Source organism: Nocardia araoensis NBRC 100135, from assembly GCF_000308435.1.
Classification (GTDB): Bacteria; Actinomycetota; Actinomycetes; order Mycobacteriales; family Mycobacteriaceae; genus Nocardia; species Nocardia araoensis.
On the sequence record NZ_BAFR01000014.1, the window covers coordinates 13,213 to 34,861 of the forward strand.

Below are 21,649 nucleotides of genomic sequence, written 5' to 3' on the forward strand. Positions count from 1 at the left end.
ACACGTTCTAAATTCAATGGCGTGACTGCCTCACCCGCCCCGTCGGCTCCGCCTCCTGCGCAGGAGTCAGAAAAAGTTCTCGGTCTGTGGAACATCGCCGAAGCCGAATCCGATCGGATCGCGATGGTCGATCCTTCGGGGCGGGAGGTGACGTATCGCGAATTGGCCACCCTCGCCAATCGTTACGCCACCGGCCTGCGCGGGCTCGGCCTGAAAACCGGTGACGTGCTGGTGAGCATGGTGCACAACTGCGTGGAGGCGATCGCGGCGTATTTCGCGGCCTACCAATCGGGGTTGTACATCGTCGCGGTGAACTGGCATCTCACCGGTCCGGAAGTCGCCTACATCCTGGCCGACAGCGAGGCGAAGGCGTTCATCGCCAGCGATCGTTTCGCCGCCGCCGCGAAGGCCGCCGCCGACGAGGCGGGCCTGCCCGCGACGGCGCGCTTCGCGGTGGGCGAGATCGAGGGCTTCAAGTCGGTGGCCTGGCTCGGCGCCGCCGACACCGGCCGTCCGTCCGACCGCAGCACCGGCGCGCCGATGCTCTACACGTCGGGAACCACCGGGCGGCCCAAGGGCGTTCGGCGGCCGCTCACCGGCGCCGACCCGGATGTCGTCCCGCCGCACACCACCGCGTTCTTCGGCCTGTTCGAACTCGCGCCGTACGACGACCACGTGCACATCTGCGGCTCGCCGCTGTACCACACGGCGGTGCTGAACTTCGCGACCATCTCGATCAATCTGGGTCACAAGCTGGTTCTGATGGATCGCTGGGACGCCGAGGAGATGCTGCGGCTGATCGACAAGCACCGGGTGACGCACAGCCACATGGTGCCGACCCAGTTCCACCGGCTGCTCGCGCTGCCGGAGGAGGTGCGCGCCAAGTACGACGTGTCCTCGCTGCGCAGCATGGTGCACGGCGCGGCGCCCTGCCCGCAGGAGACCAAGCGGAAGATGCTCGAGTGGTGGGGCCCGACGGTCACCGAGTACTACGCGGCCACCGAGGGCGGCGGCACGGTGATCAACGGCACCGACTGGCTGCGCAAACCGGGCTCGGTCGGCAAGGCGTGGCCGTGGTCGGTGATCAAGGTGCTCAGCGAGGAGGACGGCTCCGAGGTGCCCGCAGGCGAGACCGGCCTGGTCTACATGCGCATGGGCGCTTCGAGTTTCGAGTACCACCACGACAAGGCCAAGACCGAGGACTCGCGCGTCGGCGACCTGTTCACCGTCGGCGACATCGGCCACCTCGACGAGGACGGTTACCTCTACCTGCACGACCGGCGCTCGGATCTGATCCTGTCCGGCGGGGTGAACATCTACCCGGCGGAGGTCGAGAACGTCCTGATCACCCACCCGAAGGTCGCCGACGTCGCGGTGTTCGGCATCCCGCACCCGGATTGGGGCCAGGAAGTGAAGGCGGTCGTACAGCCCGCCGACGGAACCGAGGGCGACGACGCGCTCACCGAGGAGCTGCTCGCTTTCGCCGCCACCCAATTGGCGAAGTACAAGATGCCCAAGTCGATCGACTATCTGCCCGAACTGCCGCGCGATCCGAACGGCAAGCTATACAAGCGCAAGCTGCGGGAGCGGTACATCCCCGCGTCCTGAGATCCGCCGCCCGACGGACGGACGGCGCGACGCCCGCCCCAGGTCCGGCGGAGGCGAGGCTCGCCGTATAGCCGGGCCGCTGGGGCTGTGACCCGGCCACGCGACGACGCCGAAAAGCGAATGCGCCCTTCACGATTACCGTGAAGGGCGCATTCGCGTCCCCGCGAAAGGGGTCTGGGAGTGTTACCGGTGCCCCAGATCGGACACTGGGAGCAGCGTCCTCGATTCCGCTCCGGCTCACTCGTCCGGCGTGTACTCGGCGTACTGCCCCGACTTGGGCCAGGTGGCTAGGGCCAACTCCCGTGCAGCTTGGGTCAGTGCGGCTATGGCCCGGTGCTCCGGACCGAGGTACCGGCCCGCTTCCTCTGTGATCTGTTGGAGCTGGTCACGTAGCCGCACCGAGGTTTCCTTGTCGAGTGCGCCGGGGGGTTCCGTGGTAGACATACCGCTCCTCTGGTCAGAACCGGTTAGGGCACTTGGAGGTCGGGACCTCCACCGCGCCGGATGTGTTGGGCATGTTGACCTTGGCAGAGGACGAAACCGCTATCGAGGTCCCGAAGCTAGGAAGGACGTTCTACTGCAATGCTGCTGCGGCCCAACGATGAACCGGACCTGTGGCCGAATCTGTTCCGTGAGCTGAGACGGGATGCGTTCCATCTCGAAGTGCGGGACGAATATCACGTAGCCGACGAGGACACCCGGATACGTGCCTTCCTCGCTGGCGAACCAGCCCCGTACACCCGGACGCCGTGGCAAGACCTCATGCTGGAAACCACTAGCCGGGGCGTATCGGTGACCCGTGTTCGGGTGGTCACAGAACCACTGTCGGACTATCAGCGATGGTTGTTGTCGGTCACCGGGTACAACGTGGAAGCTGGGGACGACATCCGTTATGTGCCGAGAAATATCGCGGGAACGGTGCCACCAGACGACTGGTGGTTGATGGATGGCGAGAGGGTTGTTTACAACCTCACCGATCCGGCCGGGGCGCCGGCCGGTCTGGCAGTGACCACAGACCCCGGAATCGTGGCGTACTGCCAAGAGATACGGGGGCGGCTCTGGAAGCTGGCTATCCCTTATGCGGAGTATGTTCAGCGGTGACCAACTCCGTTCATAAAGCGCGACAAGCCCTTGGGGCAACTCTCCGGGGGCTTCGTCGTGATGCCGGGCTGTCCGGCCGTCAGCTTTCCTCTCTCGCGGTTGGCATGAGTCGGTGGTGTCGAAGATCGAAACCGGGGACCGTAGCCCACGGATGCGCGGCTAACGAGGTTGCCTCAAATGACGCTCCACCGATTCGACTTTCGATGTGATCGCGTTTGTTGATCCAGGTCGGACATCGCCCTTGAGAACGATGCTGCATCGTGGCGCGACTTCCATTACGGCATCTACCGCTTGCTTGATCACCGCCATTACCTCATCCCATTCACCTTCGATGGTTGTGAACAGGGCGTTCGTCTCATTCGGCAATCCGCTGGCGCGTATAATACGCACCGCTTCGGCCACTGCGGCACCGACGCTTTCGCCTACTCCAACCGGTGTTACCGAGAAGGCGATGATCACTATGACTCCTTTGTTAGAATATCTAAAATGCCCCGCCGTAATTCGGGCACGCCTGATGCATTCCTGATGCGGTCTTCGCCCGTCACCTGATAGATCTTTGCCAGCTCGTTCAGCACTCGCGCCGACGTTGTGCCCAAAGCGCCTTGGACGGCTGTGGTTCCCAGGGCGACCCCCTCGTCCAAGTCTCCGTGTCGGAGCTGCAGCGCAGCAAGGCGCGCGGTGTTCAATTGCCGCGAGCGAGCGTGGTCGTCCGACAGCTTCAACGCGGCGTGGAGACGTTCAACCGTGTTGGCTATCCGGATGTTTCGCTGATATGCGAGCTCGAATAATCCATGTGTGGCGTCACTATTCATCAGTTGCTCGTTGTAATAGCCTTTGAAGCCTTCGTACTCCGTATCGGGGTGTTCTTGCCCGGCGGCCTCCGCAAAGAGCTGCTCGGCTTGGCGTACAGCTCGAATGCATTCGATATCGTTGCCTAGCTTGCCGAAGGCGCGGGCCTGCACTGCGGCAATATCTGCGCGGCGCAGCAGCGAAATACGATCGGACCGCACCGAGGCAAGGCCGAGCATGGTGAGTGCATCGTCGGCATTGCCGAGGAATACTGCCTGACGCGCCATGCAGGTCAGGATTGCGGCGCGTAGCCACCATTCACCAGCCTGTTCCGCGCATTGCCAACCCATATGAAAGTGAGCTCTGGCCGGATCGTGCTGCCCGCGATCGAAATAGGCCCATCCGACGACCCTGAAGAACGTTCCGACCGCCGATTGCATCGCGGTGCGAACGTGTGATGGCATGTCGGCGCGGAGGAATAAGACTGCTGTCCGTAGTTGGGTGGTCATGGCGTCACCCACCCGCAGTCCCGCATCGTCCGCTGCACGGAACAGTCCCGCCCACGCCCGAACCTGGTCGACGTGATCCATCCCCACCTTGGCCGGGGCGGATGGCTCCATAGGAGCGCTGGCCACCGTAATGAGATCGTTCGCAAGGGTAGCGGCGGGGAGAGCCAACAATCCGCGTAGGAATTCATTGCGGTTCACGTCGTCCTCAGCTTCCGCGTCAGGTATGCGAAGATCGCTACTGCCTTCGGCCGCGATGATAGGACGATCTTCCGGACCTTCGCTGGGTGCAATCGGCCGCACCGAAACAGCCAGTTCGGCCTGGAACCGTGCCGACTGGTCATCGTCCAGTCGCTTCAGCATGATGTCCATGGCAGCGGCGAAGTCACCAGACAGAGTGATCGTCTCGCCACGTCTTTCCCACTTGCTTACAACCGCTTCGGAGAAACCAGTCATCTCGGCGAACCGAGACTGACTGACTCGCAGAGCTACCCGGCGCAACGCTCGGACTTCCAAGCCGGTCCAACGGGTCACCACGAACATCGCGTACGCCCCTCCGTGTCTGTTGTTCGCGTATAGGAAGCGTAAGCGCTCCGTATGCACCGTGTGACTGCAACAACGTCAAGGGTGACGCCACGCTGATGACCAGCCCCGCCGCCGGGTTGATGCGGTGCCTACATCGACTCCCCGGCGTCGGGTGCTCACCAGCAAAAGCCGACAGACAGGGGTGAAGTGGTGGGGTTCAACTGGTGGAGGGAAGCCGAACCGGACGAGACATCGCCGCAGGCGATCATCGATCGCGTACAGGCCGAGTGGCGAGCCGAACGGCGACATGACCGTATCCGCGCCGCCCAGGCCGCCGAATCCGCCGACATGGGCCTATGGCCGACAGGCTGGCCGCATGAGGCACCAGAGCACCCGCTGAGCGTGCCCGAAGCGCACGCAACGATGCAGCGCCATCGCGGATGCCGCGCCGATGGCTGCCCCCGGAAGGCAGCCGCACGGCAAACCTTGATCGACGCCGGACGGATGGTGCCGGATACCGCGCGTCTGTATCCGGACTCGCCACGCATGCACTGAGCAGCGCTTTGAGCATCTCGCACGCAGTTCGCGTCCTCCGACGCTCACCGGTCGGCGTGCGGGAGGGGCCACCGCCCCCCACAGCGTCAACTTCGGTCGGGGCGCAGAGATGCACCTCGACGTGGATCACACCGGCGATCACAGCGCACGGCACCGGGACCGTTGGAGTAGCCGCAGTTCAGGCTCCCCCACGCAAGCAGGGTTATCGGGTCTGCAACGACGAAACCCCCGGACCTTCTCGGTCCGGGGGTTTCGTGGTTCGCGAGTCGGGTTAGCGGGCCGACAGCGCGTTATGTTCCTGCCGCATGTCGCCACTGGCGACGGCGACGAGACGCTCCTGGTCATCGAGCGGCATCGCGAAAAATCGCATTCCGTAGTGTGGTTCGCCGAGCTCAGCGGCATCGATTTCGATGGACCGCCGCGTCGTCTCGACCACGATGCCCGGCCGATCCTGCGCCACCCGGACGGCAACGATTTCAGGGAAACCGTCACGACCGCCGATGCAGTACCGCAGTTGCTCGCCGGGCTCGCGAACACCACCGATGCCGCCGGAATCCAGGCGGCCCTCGCCGTTCGCGACTTCCACGAAGGTCGCCAGGAAATCTGCATCCTCCGGCCAGCCCATGAGATCGGCTTCCGGTGGCCGTCGTGCGTCGCACCAGACGCGCCATGTGAATTCACCGCGGGAACCAACCGGCGTGACCGGCTCCCAACCTTGATCGCGGAGGGTCATTTATGGATTGTCACACACGGGTAGCCGGAGATCGAGACCCGTCCGGTGGGGTCCCACCAGCCAGCACAGATTCGCGTGCCATCGAGGAATCCTCCGGTCGGGCCGTAGCTGTCACGGTAGACACCGGAGCCTTTCGCCCCCGGCTGGGTTACTTCGGAGTTGATTCTTTTGGCTTTACCGTCCGGGCTCACCACGATGTAGTACGCCTGCACTTGGCCTTCACCTCCGGGGCTGGCGTAGGTGGTGACGGTCTTGCCGACAACCAGACCCTCGCCGATCACTGTGAGGCTGACCGGGCCGTCTTGTTTCTCCGCGCTGGCGTGGGCCGGGGCGGCGCCGACAGCGAGTGCGGCAAACGCGGCGGCGACAGCGAGGGTTGTAGTGTGCACGATTCCCCCTGTGCGGTAATAGGTTTGGTCTTGCATCCCCATGGCAATGGTCCCTGATCGGATGCGTCAGCGCGAGTGGTTATGTCCATGTGGCGGTGAGCTGGTTGTATGGGGCCGCTGCCGGGCGCGAGCGCTCCCGTGCCCTTGGCGGCGAGGTAGACCAGATGTTCCCGCGCGACGACGCCAGGCATGATCAGCCGCAGCGCGTGCACGGCATTGTGCGTTACAGCCTCACTGTGTCGTTCGCTGGCCGCTTGTTTGCGGCGGGCGCTGGCTTGTCACCGGGGGAATGGCAAGTGTTGGGGGGACCGAAGCTTCCTATGCCACGGAGGGCGCATTCGCGCGTTCGGGTCAGACGCTTTCGCGCAGTTCAGGCGCGAGGCCGAACAGCGGGAACAACTTCTCGGTGTCGAGGAAGAAGTTCAGTCCGGCGATGGTGTCGCCGTCGAGTTCCAGCACCGTGATCGACCACGGGACCCACACGCCCGGCTCGCCGCTCGGCTTGTAGTGGCCGAAGGCGGGCAGGCCGTTCGCGCCTTCCAGCCGGACCAGTCGCGAATCGCGGCAGGCGCTTCCGTGGCCGAGCATGAACGCGGCCACGTTCTCCGGACCGGAGATCCACAGCTCGATCGGCGGCATGGACAGGGCCACATCCGCTTTCAGCAGAGTGGTGAGCGTGTCCATGTCGTAGGCCTCGAACGCCTTGACGAAATTGTCCACGAGTACGCGCTGGTCCTCGTCGGTCTCGTCGTAGGTGTCGGTGGCCGCGGGCTGGACCTTGGACATGGTGGCGCGCGCTCGTTGCAGTGCGCTGTTGACCGACGCGGGCGACATGGTGAGCGCCTCGGCGGTCTCGTTGGCGGAGAAACGCAGCACCTCGCGCATGATCAGGATCGCGCGCTGGGTGGCGGGCAAGTGCTGGCAGGCGGCGACGAAGGCCAGGCGCAGCGTGTCCTTGGCGCTGGCGTGGTCGGCCGGATCGGCGCCGAAGGCGAGCGCGTTCGGGATCGGCTCGATCCAGACGTAATCCGGCTGCGGCGCGGGCAACGGCGAATCCGGCCGCGACGGGCCGGACAGGTCCATCGGCCGGGCGCGGCGCTGCGGACCGTCGAGCATGTCCAGGCAGACATTGGTGGTGATCTTGTACAGCCAGGAGCGGAGACTGGCGCGACCCTCGAAGGAGTCGTAGGACTTCCACGCCCGGGTCAGGGTCTCCTGTACCGCGTCCTCCGCTTCGAAGGACGAGCCGAGCATGCGGTAGGCGTACGCGCACAGCTCCCTGCGATGGGTCTCGAACGCGGCGAGCAGTTCGGGAGCGAGGCCGGCGGGGGCGCCTGGCGAGTCGTTCATGGGTGTCACCCTGCCACAGGCCACCGACACGAAACAGGCCCGCGAACTCGAGAGCGGCGCCGATCAAGATCATTAAACCTGTATGGGCTGTGGAACCTGTCACGGTCGCCGCGGCGATGAGTTCATCATTCGCGGCCCGTCCTAACCAGTGACACGAACGGACATGCTCGAGAGGAAGAGGCCATGAGCAGCAAGATGATCTTCGTCAATCTCCCGGTCGCGGATCTGCACCGGTCGATGGCGTTCTACGAGGCGCTGGGCTGGAAGGTCAACCAGGAGTTCACCGACGACAACGCCGCCTGCATCGTGGTGGACGACAACATCTGCCTGATGCTGCTCACCAGGGATTTCTTCACCACGTTCAGCAAGCGCCCGGTGGCGGACACGAAGGCGGCGATCAACGCCGCGTACGCGCTCGCGCTGGGCAGCGCCGAGGAGGTCGACAGCCTGACCGAGGCCGCGCTGGCCGCGGGCGCGACCGAAGAGGTGAACGAGGACAAGCGGGCGCAGGAGGCGCAGGTGGGCATGCACGGCCGCACCTTCATCGACCCGGATGGTCACCAGTGGGAGCCGTTCTGGATGGATTACCCGGGCGCGAACTGAGCTCGGCGAGGGGTCGCCCCCGATGCCTGCGCATCGGGGGCGTTGGGCTCGGGTGGAAACTCAGTTTCCAGTGAAAGAGGGCTTGCGCTTCTCCGCGAACGCGCGCGGCCCTTCCTTGGCATCGGCCGAGCGGAATACCGACATGCCGAGCTTGGCGTCGATCTGGAAGGCGTCCTCTTCCGGCATGGCCTCCGTCTCGCGGATGGTGCGCAGGATCGCCTGCACCGCGAGCGGGCCGTTGGCGGCGATCTGCGCTGCGATCTCCAGCGCTTTGTCCAGCGCCGTTCCGTCCGGCACCACGTGCCCGATCAGGCCGATCTCCTTGGCCTCGGCGGCGGTGAGGTGCCGTCCGGTGAGCAGGATTTCGGCGGCGACGGTGTAGGGGATCTGGCGGACCAGCCGCACCGCCGAGCCGCCCAGCGGGAACAGGCCCCAGCGCGCTTCGGAGACGCCGAATTTCGCGCTCTCCCCGGCCACGCGGATGTCGGTGCCCTGGAGGATCTCGGTGCCGCCCGCGATGGCGGGGCCCTCGACCGCCGCGATCAGCGGCTTGGTCAGCCTGCGGCCTTTGAGTAGCGCCTCCAGCTTGGCCGGATTCCAGCCGCCGCCGTCGATGGTGTCGCCGGGGTGCTCGGAGGTCATGCCCTTGAGATCGGCGCCCGCGCAGAACGCGCCGCCCGCGCCGGTCAGGATCGCGACCCGGATGTCCGGATCGTCGTCCACCTGGTTCCAGGCGTCTTTCATGATCGCCATCATTTCGCCCGACAGCGCATTGCGCGCCTCGGGCCGGTTCATGGTGACGATGAGGACGTGGTCGCGCTTCTCGACGAGGCAGTGCGGCATCGCTGATTCTCCTGACTTCGAGCCTTGTCAGAAACAGTAACACGTTCTATTTTTATGGTTGTGAGCTACAACATAGCGGACCTTGTCGAACATGCCATCGACCTGATGCCCGACCGCGTCGCGCTGGCCGACGACGGCCGCGAGGTCACCTACGCCCAGTTGGAGGAGCGGGCCAACAAACTCGCTCACTACCTGCAAGAACAGGGAGTCCAGCCGGGCGACAAGGTGGGGATCTACTCACGCAACACGATCGAGGCCGTCGAGGCCATGGTCGCGATCTTCAAGGCGCGGGCCGTGATGATCAACGTGAACTTCCGTTATGTCGAGAACGAGTTGCAGTACATCTTCGACAACTCGGACATGGTCGCGCTGATCCACGAGCGGCGCTACAGCGACCGGGTCGCCGCCGTTCGTCCGAAAACCCCGCAGCTGCGCACCGTCATCGTCGTGGACGACGATACGACCGGCACGATCGCCACCGCAGCGGATTCGGTGGAATACGAGGCGGTGATCGCGCAGTCCTCGGGCGAACGCGACTTCGGCGAACGCTCCCCGGACGACCTGTACATGGTCTACACCGGCGGCACCACCGGCATGCCCAAGGGCGTGATGTGGCGCCAGGAGGACGTGTGGCGCGTGCTCGGCGCAGGCATCAACTTCATCACCGGCGAATATGTCCAGGACGAGTGGGAACTGGCCAAGGTGGGCGCGGGCAGCCCGCCGATGGTGCGGTTCCCGATCCCGCCGATGATCCACGGCGGGGCGCAGTGGGCCACGTTCCACAGCCTGTTCGGCGGCGGCAAAGCGGTGATGCTTCCCGAGTTCTCCGGGCACGGCGTGTGGCAGGCCATCGACAAGCACAAGATCAACCTGATCTTCATCACCGGTGACGCGATGGCGCGCCCGATGCTCGACGCGCTGATCGAGGGCAACCCGGAAACCGGACAGCCCTACGATCTTTCGAGTCTGTACGTGATGGCCAGCAGCGCGGCGCTGTTCTCGCCCGCACTCAAGGACCAGTTCCTGGAACTGCTGCCCAACCGGATGATCTCCGACTCGATCGGCTCCTCGGAGACCGGTTTCGGCGGCATCGCCATCGTCGCCAAGGGCGCGACGCACACCGGAGGGCCGCGCGTGAAGATCGACGCCTCCACCGATGTGCTCGACGAAGAAGGCAATCCGGTGCAGCCCGGCTCCGGCGTGGTCGGCATCCTGGCCAGGCGCGGGCACATCCCGCTCGGCTACTACAAGGACGAGGCGAAGACCGCGGCGACTTTCAAGGAGTTCAACGGCATTCGCTACGCCATCCCCGGCGACTTCGCTCGCGTCGAGGAGGACGGCACGGTCACCATGCTCGGCCGCGGCTCGGTCAGCATCAACAGCGGTGGCGAGAAGATCTACCCCGAGGAGGTCGAGGGCGCGCTCAAGACGCACCCGGAGATCTTCGACGCGCTCGTGGTCGGCATCGACGACGAGCGCTGGGGTCAGCGGGTGGTCGCGGTGGTGCAATGCCGCGGCGAGTCCCGCCCCACCCTCGAGGAGCTGCGCCCCATGCTCACCCAGGAGATCGCGCCGTACAAACTGCCCCGCAGCTTGTGGTTCGTCGACGAGATCAAGCGCTCCCCGGCGGGCAAACCCGACTACCGCTGGGCCAAGGAACAGACCCGGTCCCGTCCCGCCGACGACAACGCGGTGGCGAGCGCGAAGTAGCGGTGCACAACGTGGTCGGCCACCGTCCTCTCGACGGTGGCCGACCACGTTGTGCTCTTTGCCGAGTCAGCGATTGGCCAGTTCGGCCAGTTGGTAGGCGAGGCGGTGGCGGAAGGCGGGGATGCGGGCCAGGGTGGTGAGGGTCAGGTTGCGCAGGGTGCGGGCGGGGCGTGCGCGCAGGGTCGCCATCTTGGTCATGCGGTCGGTGAACGAGACGACGCCGAGGGCGACGGGGCGGCGGGTGGTTTCGTAGTCGTTCAGGAGAGTGTCCGGCTCGCCCGCGAGCACGCGGGCCAGGAGCGGGCCGAGGGTGGCTGCGTCCTGGATGCCGGTGTTCATGCCCTGGCCTCCCGCCGGGCTGTGCACGTGGGCGGCGTCGCCCGCGAGCAGGATGCGGCCGCTGCGGTAGTGGTCGGCGACGCGGTGGTGCACGCGGAAGCGCGAGCTCCACAGCACTTCGTGCACGCGCACCGTGCCGCCGGGGCCGCGGGCGTCCAGAAGCTTCTGGATGTCCTCCGCGGTCGAGTGCTCGGGCGCCGTTTCCAGGGTGGCGACCACGCGGAAGCGATTCGGTTCCTTCTCATCGGGCAGCGGCGCGACCACCATGACGCCTTCCGGTGAAAGGTGCAGGGCCACTTCGTCGCGCGCGATCGGCCAGTCCATCCGCACGTCGGCGAGGACGAAGGATTCCGGGTAGGTGGCGCCGGTGAATCCGATGCCGGCCTGCTCGCGGACGATGCTGTGCATGCCGTCGGTTCCGATGACGTAGTCCGCGCGAATGCTGCCCGGCGCGCCCGCCTCGTCGGTGTATTCGACCGTGACGCCGTCGTTCTCCTCGGCCACCCGGGTGACCTGGTACGGGCGCTGCACCTCCCCGCCCGCTTGCCGCAGTCGCTTCAGCAGTACCGCCTCGGTGGTGTCCTGCGGAGTCATCAAGGTGTAGGGGTAGCGGGTCGGCAGCCCGTCGAACCCGATGGTCGCCAGCGTGCGCCCGCCGTCGTGGACGGTGAAGCGCGCGACGATGTCGCCGGTCGCGACCAGTTCGTCCGCGATGCCGAGCTGCTCGAGCACTTCCAGCGTCCTGGCGTGCACGACCGCGGCGCGCGAGGTGTTCGCGCCTTCGCTCAGCCGGTCCAGCAGGAGGAAATCCACCCCCGCGTCGGCCAGGGTGATGGCGGCGGTGAGTCCGGCGGGACCCGCGCCGACGATCACGACGGAGGTGGTGGCGGGCAGTGGGTTCGGGGTGGCGTTCATCGGAACTCCTCAGGTCAACGTTTGTAGGCCAACGTTTGTTGACATAACCGTAGCGCGGCCCGCACTAGGAAGTCAACAGTTGTTGGCCTACACTTGTTGGCATGATCGTAGAACCTGATCAAGCCCCCGCTCGACGTTCGGACGCGACGCGTGCGGCGATTCTGGAAGCGGCCCGTGCCCGATTCGCCGCCGAAGGTTTCCGCAAGGCGACCATCCGCGCCATCGCCGCGGACGCGGACATCGACCCGTCCATGGTCATGCGGTACTTCGGCAGCAAAGACGGCCTCTTCGCGGCGGCGGTCGACGTCCGTCTCGATCTGCCCGACCTCGGCTCCGCGGACCCGGACACCCTGGGCGAGCAGTTGGTGCGCCGCTTCTTCGAAATCTGGGAAGAGCAGCCGAACAGGGAGGTGCTGCTGACGCTGCTGCGCTCGTCGATCACCGACGAGGCCGTGGCCGAACGCGTCCGCGCCGTCTTCACCCAGCAGATACTGCCCGCCGTCCTGCGTTTCGGCGATCCCGCCGACGCTCCACGCAGGGGAGGTCTGATCGTCACGCAGATGCTCGGCCTCGCCCTGTGCCGCTATGTCCTGTGCCTGCCCCCGGTCGTAGCCCTGACCCGCGACCAGATCATCGCGGAGGTGGCACCCACCCTCCAGCGCTACCTGACGTCCGTCCCGACTGAGTGAAATCAGCTGGTACGGGGCTGTACGGTCGAATGATGGCCGACGATCCCTGCTGCTCCGCGACATAACGAAATCGGCCCGCACGACGTGCTGTCGTGCGGGCCGATCGGTCTGCCGTGCCGTTCTCAGCCGGCCAGCAGCGCGCCGAGGGCGCGGAGGTGGTCGGTGCTCGCGCCGAGGGCGAACTCGTTGTGTTTGGCGGCGGTGAAGTAGTTGTGCACGATGTGGTCGCGGTCGATGCCGACGCCGCCGTGCACGTGGACGACGGTGTGCGCGACGCGGTGGCCCGCGTCGGCGGCCCAGAACTTGGCGGTGTGCACCGCTTCGGCGGCGGGCAGGTCCTCCGACAGCAGCCAGGCCGCCTGGGTCACCGCCAGGCGCAGGCCCTGCACGTCGATGTAGGCGTCGGCGAGCCGCTGGGCCACGGCCTGGAAGCTGCCGACCGCCTTGCCGAACTGCTCGCGCTCCCTGGCGTATTCGGCGACCAGCTCGAGCGCCCGTTCCAGGGTGCCGAGCTGCGTGGCGCTCAGGCCGAGCCAGGCGCGGGTGAGAATCCAGTCCAGGATCTCCGCGCCGCCGGCCACCGTGCCGACGAGTTCGGCAGGGGTATCGGTGAGTTCGACCGCGAACTCCGGGCTGCGGTCGACCACCTGCTGCGCGGTCACGGTCGCCGCCGCGGGATCGACCAGGAACACCGCGGTGGTTCCGGACGCCGTGGCGGGCACCAGAATCCGCTCGGCTCGATTCGCGAAGGGCACGGTGGTCTTGGCCCCGGTCAGCCGCCAGCCGTCGGCGGTCTCGACGGCGGTCGTGGTCGGCGCGGCGGGTTCCCAGTTGCGCTCCTCGGCCAGCGCCACCGTCAGGATGACGCTGCCCGCGGCCGCCCGTGTGGCCAGCTCCTGTTGCGCCGCGGAACCGAATCGCGCCAGCGCGGCCGCGCCGAGCGCGATCGACCACAGGTACGGCACGGCCGCGAGGTGCTTGCCCAGTTCCCGCAGGATCGTGGTCTGCTCGAGCGCGCCGAGGTCGCTGCCGCCGGCCGACTCGGGCAGCGCGGCCGCGAGCACGCCGGTCTCGGCCAGCGAGCTCCACAGCTGCTGATCGAACCGCTCATCGGCCCTGTCGAGTTCACGCAGCCGGTCGGCGGTGACCAGCTTGCCGCACACCTCGCCGGTCAGCCGGCCGAGATCCAGTTGGGCTTCGGTGGGGGTGAAATCCATGGAAGTTCTCCCTGCTTTCGATCAGCGCGCCGCGGCAGGCTGCTTGAGGGCGGTCATGGCGATGATGTCGCGCTGCACCTCGTTGGTGCCGCCGCCGAAGGTCAGGATGAGCGCGGCACGGTGCATCCGCTCCAGGCGGCCGCGCAGTTGTGCGCCGGGGGAGTCCTGGCGCAGGTAGGCCTGCGGGCCGAGTACCTCCATGAGCAACCGGTACGCCTCGGTGGCCAGTTCGGTGCCGTACACCTTGCAGGCCGAAGCGTCCCAGGGGCGCGGAGCGGCGTCGCCGCCCGCGTCGGCCCGGCTGGCGATCTCCCAGTTCAGCAGCTTGAGGTACTCGACCTTGGCGTGCACTCTGGCCAGGTTGAGCTGCACCCATTCGCGATCGATCACGCGGGAGCCGTCGCCGGCCTTGGTGTTGCTCGCCCACTCGACGGTCTGGCGTAGGGCCAGCGCGAGCGGCGCGGCCGAGGTGAGCGCGACGCGTTCGTGGTTGAGCTGGTTGGTGATCAGCGCCCAGCCGCCGTTCTCCTGGCCGACCAGCGCGCTCGCGGGGACCCGCACGTCCTGGTAGTAGGTGGCGCTGGTGTCCGGCCCCGCCATGGTGTGCACGGGCGTCCAGGAGAAGCCCTCGGCCGTGGTCGGCACGATGAGCATGCTGATGCCCTTGTGCTTCTTGGCCGTCGGATCGGTGCGCACGGCCAGCCAAACGTAGTCGGCGTAGGCGATCAGGCTGGTCCACATCTTCTGGCCGTTGATCACGTAGTCGTCGCCGTCGCGCACCGCGGTGGTGCGCAGGCCGGCCAGGTCGGTGCCCGCGCCCGGCTCCGAGTAGCCGATGGAGAAGTGCAGTTCACCGGCCGCGATCTTGGGCAGGAAGAACTTCTTCTGCTCCTCGCTGCCGTAGTGCATGATCGTGGGCGCCACCGAGTTGATGGTCAGGAACGGCACCGGCGCGCCCGCGATCGCGGCCTCGTCGGTGAAGATCAGCTGGTCCATGGTCGGGCGATCCTGGCCGCCGTACTCCTTCGGCCAGCCCAGCGCCAGCCAGCCGTCGTGGCCCATCTGCTGGACCACCTCGCGGTAGACGTTGCCCTGCCCGTACTCGCCGGTCTGCGCGCTCAGGGCCTCCCGGCGCTCGGGGGTGATGAGCCGCGCGAAGTAGTCGCGCAGTTCCGCGCGCAGCTGCTCCTGTTGCGGCGTGTACGCAATGCGCATGGCGATACCTCATGCCTTCGTTCGGATCGGGTTCCCCCGATCATTGCATATGGACTGAAACATGTTCCAGTATTGATACTGAATCCCCCCGATGACGCCCCGGTGGAGCGGATCGGCTTGTTAGGCTTCGGCCAGAGTGGTGGTAAAGGAGTTGCCATGAAGATCAGTGTCGATCCAGACCAGTGCGAAGCTAATGGAATATGCGTCGGAATCGCCCCCGACGTGTTCGAACTCGATGACGAGGACGTGCTGCACATCCAGGACGCCGACGTGCCCTCCGATCGGCTCGCCGATGTCCAGGATGCTGTCGCGCAGTGCCCCAAGGCGGCGCTGCGGTTGCAGTGAAGCACCCTTGCCGTAAGTTGGAACACGTTCTAGAGTCGGCCGCGTGAGCAATGATCTGAGCCTGGCGGGCCGAGTAGCGATCGTGACCGGCGGCGGCGCCGGACTTGGGCGGGCAGAGGCGCTCGCGCTGGCCGGGGCGGGCGCGTCCGTGGTGGTCAACGATCTCGCCGAGTCCGACGTGGTCGCCGAGACGCTCGGCGCGATCCGGGCGCTCGGCGCCAAGGCGGAGTTCGTCGCGGGCAGCATCGCCGAGCGCGCCACCGCCGACGCGCTGATCCGCACCGCCGAGGAGTCCTTCGGTTCGGTCGACATCGTGGTCAACAACGCGGGCATCACCCGCGACCGGATGCTGTTCAACATGTCCGACGAGGACTTCGACGCGGTGCTCGCGGTGCACCTGCGCGGTCATTTCCTGCTGTCGCGCAACGCCGCCGCCTACTGGCGCGGCAAGTCGAAGCAGGCGGGCGCGCCGGTGTACGGCAGGCTGATCAACACCTCGTCGGAGGCCGGGTTGCTCGGCCCGGAGGGGCAGGCCAACTACGGCGCCGCGAAGGCGGGCATCACCGCGCTGACCTTGTCGGCCGCGCGGGCGCTGTCGCGCTACGGCGTGCGAGCGAACGCCATCGCGCCGCGCGCGCGGACGGCGATGACCGAGGCGGTGTTCAGCCCCGCCCCGGAGGGGGAGCCCGATCCGCTGTCGCCCGATTACGTGGCCCGGCTCGTGGCCTATCTGGCTTCGCCCGCGGCCGACGCGGTCAACGGGCAACTGTTCGTCGTCTATGGGGGGATGGTCGCGCTGATGGCGGCGCCCGTCGTCGAGCGCCGGTTCGACGCGGCCGCGGGGGAGTGGTCGCCGCAAGATCTGGCCGACACGCTGGGCGGCTACTTCGCCGATCGCCCCGATGGGCGGACCTTCTCGGCGTCTTCGCTGACCGAGCTGGGGTGAGCGGCGGCGGCACGCCGCGGGTGCGCTACTGATCAGCTGTCCAACTGTTGATCATGTGATCGGTGCTTGGTAGACATAGGGACGGGTTATGTCCTACCTCACAAAGGTGGGATCATCACTCGCTGACACCGGTTACAAATTTATATGCCGATTTTTCGAAAAATTGCACTTCAAATGTGGGAAAAGTGCTACCGGCAACACGGTGAACATGTTCTAATCGTTCCGGCGGTGCGGCCACGGTGACATTCGCGCCGTGTGCTGTGTACGCCGGTGAGCAAGGAGGATCGCGGATGAACGAGGTCCTTGCCGTGCCGTTGCGGGCTGTCGGCGGATTCTTCGAACTCACCGCCGATGTCGCACGCGCCAGCGTGCGCAGACCCTTTCAATGGCGAGAGTTCATCGATCAGTCGTGGTTCATCGCGCGGGTATCGATCGTGCCGACATTGCTGGTGGCCATTCCGTTCACCGTTCTGGTGAGCTTCACGCTGAACATTCTGCTGCGGGAGATCGGCGCGGCCGACCTCAGCGGAGCGGGTGCGGCGTTCGGCGCGGTCACCCAGGTGGGGCCGATCGTCACCGTGCTCATCGTCGCCGGGGCCGGCGCGACCGCGATCTGCGCCGACCTGGGCGCACGCACCATCCGCGAGGAAATCGACGCGATGCGGGTGCTGGGCATCAATCCGGTGCACCGCTTGGTGGTGCCACGGGTGCTCGCCTCGATGTTCGTCGCGCTGTTGCTCAACAGCCTGGTGTGCACCATCGGCATCGTCGGCGGATTCCTGTTCTCGGTGTATCTGCAGGACGTGAACCCCGGCGCGTTCGTCAATGGCATCACGCTGCTCACCCATCTGCCCGAGTTGATCATTTCGGAGGTGAAAGCCGGATTGTTCGGGCTGATCGCCGGACTGGTCGCCTGCTATCTGGGCCTGAATGTCAAAGGTGGACCCAAGAGTGTCGGTGATGCGGTGAATCAGACCGTAGTCTTCGCTTTTATGGCCCTGTTCGTCGTGAACGTGGTGGTCACCGCCGTCGGCATCAAGTTCACGGCGCGGTGATCCGATGGCCTTCGTAATCGAATCCCGCTTTCCCCGTACCGTTCGACGGGTGCGCCGGATGTCGGATTCGCTCGATTCGGTGGGCAAGCATGCCGTGTTCTATGCCCAGGCGCTCGGTTCCGTTCCGCGGGCTCTGCTGCACTACCGCACCGAGACCATCCGGTTGATCGCCGAGATCAGCATGGGTTCCGGCGCGCTGGCGGTGATCGGCGGCACGGTGGTGATCGTCGGGTTCCTGACGCTGTTCGCGGGCGGCACCATCGCCGTGCAGGGCTACAGCTCGCTGGGCAATATCGGCGTCGAGGCGCTGACCGGCTTCTTCGCGGCGTTCATCAATGTCAGGATCGCGGCGCCGGTGATCTCCGGCATCGGCCTGGCGGCCACCATCGGGGCCGGTTCGACCGCGCAACTGGGCGCGATGCGGGTCGCCGAGGAGATCGACGCGCTGGAGTCGATGGCGATCCGTCCGGTGCCCTACCTGGTCGGCACCCGCGTGCTGGCCGGGATGATCGCGATCGTCCCGCTCTACGCGCTCGCGGTGATCGCCTCGTTCCTGGCCAGCCGGTTCGCCACCGTGGTGATCTACGGCCAGTCGGCGGGCGTCTACGACCACTACTTCTCCACGTTCCTCATCCCGAGCGACATCCTCTGGTCCTTCGCCCAGGCGATCTTCATGGCCTTGGCGGTCATGTTGATCCACACCTACTACGGCTACAACGCCGCGGGCGGGCCGGTCGGGGTCGGCGTCGCGGTGGGCAACGCGGTGCGCGCCTCGCTGGTCGCGGTGGTCACGGTCACCCTGCTGATCTCGCTGGCCATCTACGGCACCTCCGGCAACTTCCATCTCTCCGGATAAGCGACATGGCGGAATCGAAGCAAACGGAAAGCCGCCTGGTGCGGGCGCTGCGCGGCGGGCTCGGCCTGAAACTGGCCGGGGCGGCGATGGTGCTGGCGCTGGTCGCGATCGTGACGGTCGCGCTGATCATGTTCGTCGGCGGGTTCACGCCGACGGCCACCGTGACGGTGGACGCGCCGCGCAGCGGCTTGGTGCTGGACCCGGACGCCAAGGTGAAGGTCCGCGGGGTGGAGATCGGTCGGGTGGCCTCGGTCGACCACACCGACGAGGGAGCCAGGCTGAAGCTGGCCGTCGATCCGGAACTGCTGAAGCTGGTGCCGTCCAACGCCGACGTCGACATCAGGTCCACCACGGTGTTCGGCGCGAAATACGTCAACTTCACCGTCCCGCAGCAACCCGCGCACACTTCGTTGCAACCGGGCGCGGTCGTCACCGCGCAGCGGGTGACCGTCGAGTTCAACACGCTGTTCCAGCACCTGTCCGACGTGCTGGCCAAGATCGAGCCGGAGAAGCTGAACGCGACGCTGTCGGCGCTGGGCACCGCGCTGCAAGGCCGCGGGGAGAAGCTGGGCGCACTGCTCGAGCAGAGCGACGCCTACCTGCGCGACATCAACCCGTATCTGCCCACGCTGCAACAGGATCTGGCCAAGACCGGCGAGGTCACCGACCTCTACGCGGACACGGTGAACGACCTGCTGCGCACCGTGGACAACTTCACGGTCACCAGCAAGACCCTCGCCCAGGAGCAGGACAGCCTGGACAACCTGCTGGTGAACGTCACCGGCTTGGCCGACACGACCGGATCGGTCCTGCGCGACAACGAGAACCAGCTCGGCACGGCGCTCGATCTGCTGCGCCCGACCACCGGTTTGCTCGACGAGTACGCGCCCGCGCTGTACTGCCTGATCGGCGGCCTGGGCAAGGCGCTGCCGCTGGGTGAGGCGGTCTTCGGCGGCCTGCAGGAAGGTGTCGCGCTGAACACCGGCTTCATGTACGGCGCGAAGCCGTACACCTACCCGGAGGATCTGCCCAAGGTCAACGCGACCGGCGGCCCGCAGTGCGGGGGCATCCTGGATCGGGTGCCGGGGAGCCACTCGAACTATGTCGTCACCGACACCTCGGAGGGGCATGTGTACACACCGTCGACGATGCTGACGGTCAACCCGCCGAAGGTCTTCCAGCTTCTGTTCGCCGGACTACCGGGGGTGCCGCGCCCGTGAAGAACACCGCGACCACCGTCAAACTGGCCATCTTCACCCTGGTGATGACGCTGATCTTCGCCGGCCTGGCGGTCGTGTTCAGTCAGATGCGCTTCGCGCGGGAGAACGGTTACCACGCCGTGTTCACCAGTTCGTCCGGCATGCTGCCGGGTGCGAAGGTGCGCATCGCGGGCGTGCCGGTCGGCTCGGTCACGTCGGTGAAAGTCGGCAAGGACTATCTCGCGCACGTCGAGTTCGACGTCGATCGCAAATACCGGCTGCTCACCAGCACCCGTGCGGCGATCAAATACGAGAACCTGGTCGGTGACCGTTATCTCGAGCTGTCGGAGGGACCTGGCTCCAACCGCGTCTTGCAGCCCGGCGGCACCATCGTCAAGGAACAGACCGCACCCGCCCTCGATCTGGACATGCTGCTCGGCGGTTTCCGGCCGCTGCTGCGCGGCCTCGACCCGGGCCAGGTCAACGACCTCACCAACGCGCTGCTGCAGATCTTCCAGGGCCAGGGCGGCACGCTGGTGTCCCTGCTCAACAGCGGCGGCTCGTTCGCCAAGACCCTAGCCGACCGGGACGCGCTGATCGGCAGCGTGATCGACAATCTCAACACGGTACTGCGGACCGTCGATGAGCGCGGCGACCAGTTCGCCACCACGATCGCCGAATTGCAGCGCCTGATCAGCGGATTGGCCGCCGACAGGGACCAGATCGGCGACGCGATCCCGCGCATCGCCGGCGCCACCGGCGATCTGACCGATCTGCTCTCCCAGGCCCGCCCCGATCTGCACGGCACGATCGAGCAGACCGGACGCCTGGCCACGAACCTCGACGCCGGGTCGGACACGGTGCAGTGGGTGCTGGACCGGCTGCCGGAGACCTATCGCCAGCTGATCCGCATCGGCTCCTACGGCTCCTTCCTCCAGCTCTACGTCTGCTCGACGAACTTCCTGGTGGACGGCCCGAACGGCCAGACGATGAAGGTCAACATGCCCGGGGCGCAGACGACCGGAAGGTGTGCGGACAACCGATGAAAGAGCAGCGATCACCCGCCATCACCATCGGCATCGTCGGCCTCGTGCTCGCGGTGGCGGTGGCGCTGTCGGCCTTGCAGTTCGACCGGCTGCCGTTCATCCGCTCCGGCGCGACGTTCACCGCCTACTTCGCCGACGCGGGCGGCCTGCTGCCCGGCGACCAGGTGCAGGTGGCGGGCGTTCGATCCGGTCGGGTGGAAGACGTCAGCCTGGACGGCGCGAAAGTGCTCGTCCGGTTCACCCTCGCCGAGTCGATCGTGCTCGGCGAGAAGACGTCGGCGGCGATCAAGACGAACACGGTGCTCGGGCGCAAGTCACTGGAGATCACGCCCTCGGGCAGCGGCGCGCTGCGCGCCGACGACACCATTCCGCTCGAGCGCACCACCTCGCCGTATTCGCTCAACGAGGCGCTGAGCGATCTGGCCGGCACGGTGCACGACCTCGATCTGGACCGCGTCGACCAGACCCTCGACGCGCTCTCGGCGACCTTCGCCGACACGCCAGCGCCGCTGCGTTCGGCGCTGGACGGCGTCACCGCGCTCTCCCGCAGCATCAACGCGCGCGACCAGGCGCTGACGGATCTGCTGAAGCGGGCGCAGAACGTGACGAAGATCCTCGCCGACCGCGGCAATCAGATCAATGCACTGCTGCTGGACGGCAACGAGTTGCTCGGCGAGCTGGACCGGCGGCGCACCGCGCTCGGGCAACTGATCGTGTACGTCAACGGACTCGCCCAGCAGCTGTCCGGCCTGGTCGCCGACAACGAGGCACAGCTCAAACCGGCGCTCGACAAATTGAATTCCGTGCTGGCGCTGTTGCAGCGCAACAAGCAGAACCTCGCCGACGCGCTGGACGGGCTCGGACCGTTCGCCGCGGCCCTGGGTGAGCAGGTCGGCAGCGGCCCCTACTTCCAGGCGTACGTGATCAACGCCGCGAGCAAGACGTTGCAACCGCTGGTGGACGCGCTGGTGTGGCCGCAGCACCTGCCGAACGACTTGCAGAGCTATCTCACGCCAGCCCCGTCGATCGTTCCCGCGACACAGGAGCCGCCGCGATGAGTGAGCGCAACACGGCCGCCTGCGCGGTCTTGCCGGAGCCGACCCTCAGCGAGGTGG

The 21,649-nt window shown here is 66.5% G+C and carries 23 protein-coding genes; 13 read left to right on the plus strand and 10 right to left on the minus strand.

The window, feature by feature from the left end; translation table 11 throughout:
• Window positions 1–21: 21 nt before the first annotated feature.
• On the plus strand, window positions 22–1,608 hold the full coding sequence (locus tag ON21_RS02570) for an acyl-CoA synthetase (protein ID WP_051020226.1): 1,587 nt from the start codon (window positions 22–24) through the stop codon (window positions 1,606–1,608).
• Between the two features lie 237 nt (window positions 1,609–1,845).
• Here the strand turns inward: ON21_RS02570 and ON21_RS02575 are convergent, their stop codons facing one another.
• Window positions 1,846–2,052 carry a hypothetical protein gene (locus ON21_RS02575; protein ID WP_039794887.1) on the minus strand — a complete coding sequence of 69 codons (207 nt, stop codon included), beginning with the start codon at window positions 2,050–2,052 and terminating at the stop codon, window positions 1,846–1,848.
• Window positions 2,053–2,190: 138 nt separating this feature from the next.
• Between ON21_RS02575 and ON21_RS02580 the strand changes: the two genes are divergently transcribed.
• Complete coding sequence (locus ON21_RS02580) at window positions 2,191–2,709, plus strand: DUF6879 family protein (protein ID WP_051020228.1); 519 nt, start codon at window positions 2,191–2,193, stop codon at window positions 2,707–2,709.
• A 159-nt stretch (window positions 2,710–2,868) separates the two neighbouring features.
• On the opposite strand, the gene ON21_RS36695 is transcribed toward ON21_RS02580, so the two are convergent.
• A complete protein-coding gene (locus tag ON21_RS36695) occupies window positions 2,869–3,168 on the minus strand; it encodes an MTH1187 family thiamine-binding protein (RefSeq protein ID WP_083880361.1) in 300 nt (99 codons plus the stop codon).
• Window positions 3,168–4,547, minus strand: a complete 1,380-nt coding sequence (locus tag ON21_RS02585) for an NsdA family TPR-like regulatory protein (protein ID WP_039794888.1) — start codon at window positions 4,545–4,547, stop codon at window positions 3,168–3,170. Before ON21_RS02585 ends, ON21_RS36695 begins: the two co-directional genes overlap by 1 nt.
• Window positions 4,548–4,739: 192 nt before the next feature.
• Between ON21_RS02585 and ON21_RS02590 the strand changes: the two genes are divergently transcribed.
• A complete protein-coding gene (locus ON21_RS02590) occupies window positions 4,740–5,084 on the plus strand; it encodes a hypothetical protein (RefSeq protein WP_157170689.1) in 345 nt (114 codons plus the stop codon).
• A gap of 271 nt (window positions 5,085–5,355) precedes the next feature.
• On the opposite strand, the gene ON21_RS02595 is transcribed toward ON21_RS02590, so the two are convergent.
• From ON21_RS02595 to ON21_RS02605, 3 genes are all read right to left on the minus strand, one after another.
• Window positions 5,356–5,817: a hypothetical protein gene (locus tag ON21_RS02595; protein WP_039794890.1), complete on the minus strand. Its 462-nt coding sequence runs from the start codon at window positions 5,815–5,817 to the stop codon at window positions 5,356–5,358.
• A complete protein-coding gene (locus ON21_RS02600) occupies window positions 5,814–6,248 on the minus strand; it encodes a hypothetical protein (RefSeq protein WP_039794891.1) in 435 nt (144 codons plus the stop codon). Before ON21_RS02600 ends, ON21_RS02595 begins: the two co-directional genes overlap by 4 nt.
• A 309-nt stretch (window positions 6,249–6,557) precedes the next feature.
• Window positions 6,558–7,556, minus strand: coding sequence for a sigma-70 family RNA polymerase sigma factor (locus ON21_RS02605; RefSeq protein ID WP_039794893.1), 999 nt, complete (start codon window positions 7,554–7,556; stop codon window positions 6,558–6,560).
• Between the two features lie 183 nt (window positions 7,557–7,739).
• On the opposite strand from ON21_RS02605, the gene ON21_RS02610 reads away from it, so the two are divergent.
• Window positions 7,740–8,159, plus strand: coding sequence for a VOC family protein (locus ON21_RS02610; protein ID WP_039794894.1), 420 nt, complete (start codon window positions 7,740–7,742; stop codon window positions 8,157–8,159).
• A 60-nt stretch (window positions 8,160–8,219) separates the two neighbouring features.
• Here the strand turns inward: ON21_RS02610 and ON21_RS02615 are convergent, their stop codons facing one another.
• Window positions 8,220–9,002, minus strand: coding sequence for a crotonase/enoyl-CoA hydratase family protein (locus ON21_RS02615; RefSeq protein WP_039794897.1), 783 nt, complete (start codon window positions 9,000–9,002; stop codon window positions 8,220–8,222).
• 60 nt (window positions 9,003–9,062) lie between these two features.
• Here ON21_RS02615 and ON21_RS02620 point away from each other — a divergent pair, with 60 nt between their 5' ends.
• On the plus strand, window positions 9,063–10,712 hold the full coding sequence (locus ON21_RS02620) for an acyl-CoA synthetase (RefSeq protein WP_039794941.1): 1,650 nt from the start codon (window positions 9,063–9,065) through the stop codon (window positions 10,710–10,712).
• 66 nt (window positions 10,713–10,778) lie between these two features.
• Here the strand turns inward: ON21_RS02620 and ON21_RS02625 are convergent, their stop codons facing one another.
• Window positions 10,779–11,966: an FAD-dependent monooxygenase gene (locus ON21_RS02625; protein WP_039794899.1), complete on the minus strand. Its 1,188-nt coding sequence runs from the start codon at window positions 11,964–11,966 to the stop codon at window positions 10,779–10,781.
• A 101-nt stretch (window positions 11,967–12,067) separates the two neighbouring features.
• On the opposite strand from ON21_RS02625, the gene ON21_RS02630 reads away from it, so the two are divergent.
• Entirely contained in the window at window positions 12,068–12,655 is a 588-nt protein-coding gene (locus ON21_RS02630) for a TetR/AcrR family transcriptional regulator (protein WP_039794901.1), read from the plus strand.
• Between the two features lie 122 nt (window positions 12,656–12,777).
• Here ON21_RS02630 and ON21_RS02635 read toward each other — a convergent pair whose 3' ends face one another.
• Both ON21_RS02635 and ON21_RS02640 read right to left on the minus strand, forming a co-directional pair.
• Window positions 12,778–13,872 (minus strand): acyl-CoA dehydrogenase family protein, encoded by a 1,095-nt coding sequence (locus tag ON21_RS02635; RefSeq protein ID WP_039794902.1) that lies wholly within the window; start codon window positions 13,870–13,872, stop codon window positions 12,778–12,780.
• Between the two features lie 21 nt (window positions 13,873–13,893).
• A complete protein-coding gene (locus tag ON21_RS02640) occupies window positions 13,894–15,087 on the minus strand; it encodes an acyl-CoA dehydrogenase family protein (RefSeq protein ID WP_039794903.1) in 1,194 nt (397 codons plus the stop codon).
• 156 nt (window positions 15,088–15,243) lie between these two features.
• Between ON21_RS02640 and ON21_RS02645 the strand changes: the two genes are divergently transcribed.
• The 7 genes from ON21_RS02645 to ON21_RS02675 all read left to right on the plus strand — a co-directional run bounded on the left by ON21_RS02645 (window position 15,244) and on the right by ON21_RS02675 (window position 21,592).
• The gene (locus tag ON21_RS02645) at window positions 15,244–15,432 is read left to right on the plus strand and encodes a ferredoxin (RefSeq protein WP_039794905.1); all 189 of its coding nucleotides are present in this window, start codon (window positions 15,244–15,246) and stop codon (window positions 15,430–15,432) included.
• Between the two features lie 43 nt (window positions 15,433–15,475).
• Window positions 15,476–16,378 carry a 3-oxoacyl-ACP reductase gene (locus ON21_RS02650; protein ID WP_039794906.1) on the plus strand — a complete coding sequence of 301 codons (903 nt, stop codon included), beginning with the start codon at window positions 15,476–15,478 and terminating at the stop codon, window positions 16,376–16,378.
• Between the two features lie 290 nt (window positions 16,379–16,668).
• A complete protein-coding gene (locus tag ON21_RS02655; protein ID WP_039794908.1) occupies window positions 16,669–17,433 on the plus strand; it encodes an MlaE family ABC transporter permease in 765 nt (254 codons plus the stop codon).
• 4 nt (window positions 17,434–17,437) lie between these two features.
• The gene (locus ON21_RS02660) at window positions 17,438–18,289 is read left to right on the plus strand and encodes an MlaE family ABC transporter permease (RefSeq protein WP_039794910.1); all 852 of its coding nucleotides are present in this window, start codon (window positions 17,438–17,440) and stop codon (window positions 18,287–18,289) included.
• 5 nt (window positions 18,290–18,294) lie between these two features.
• Window positions 18,295–19,509, plus strand: a complete 1,215-nt coding sequence (locus tag ON21_RS02665; protein WP_083880362.1) for an MCE family protein — start codon at window positions 18,295–18,297, stop codon at window positions 19,507–19,509.
• Window positions 19,506–20,534, plus strand: a complete 1,029-nt coding sequence (locus ON21_RS02670) for an MCE family protein (RefSeq protein ID WP_039794912.1) — start codon at window positions 19,506–19,508, stop codon at window positions 20,532–20,534. The genes ON21_RS02665 and ON21_RS02670 overlap by 4 nt, the downstream gene beginning before the upstream one ends.
• Complete coding sequence (locus ON21_RS02675) at window positions 20,531–21,592, plus strand: MCE family protein (protein ID WP_039794914.1); 1,062 nt, start codon at window positions 20,531–20,533, stop codon at window positions 21,590–21,592. Before ON21_RS02670 ends, ON21_RS02675 begins: the two co-directional genes overlap by 4 nt.
• Window positions 21,593–21,649 lie beyond the last annotated feature (57 nt).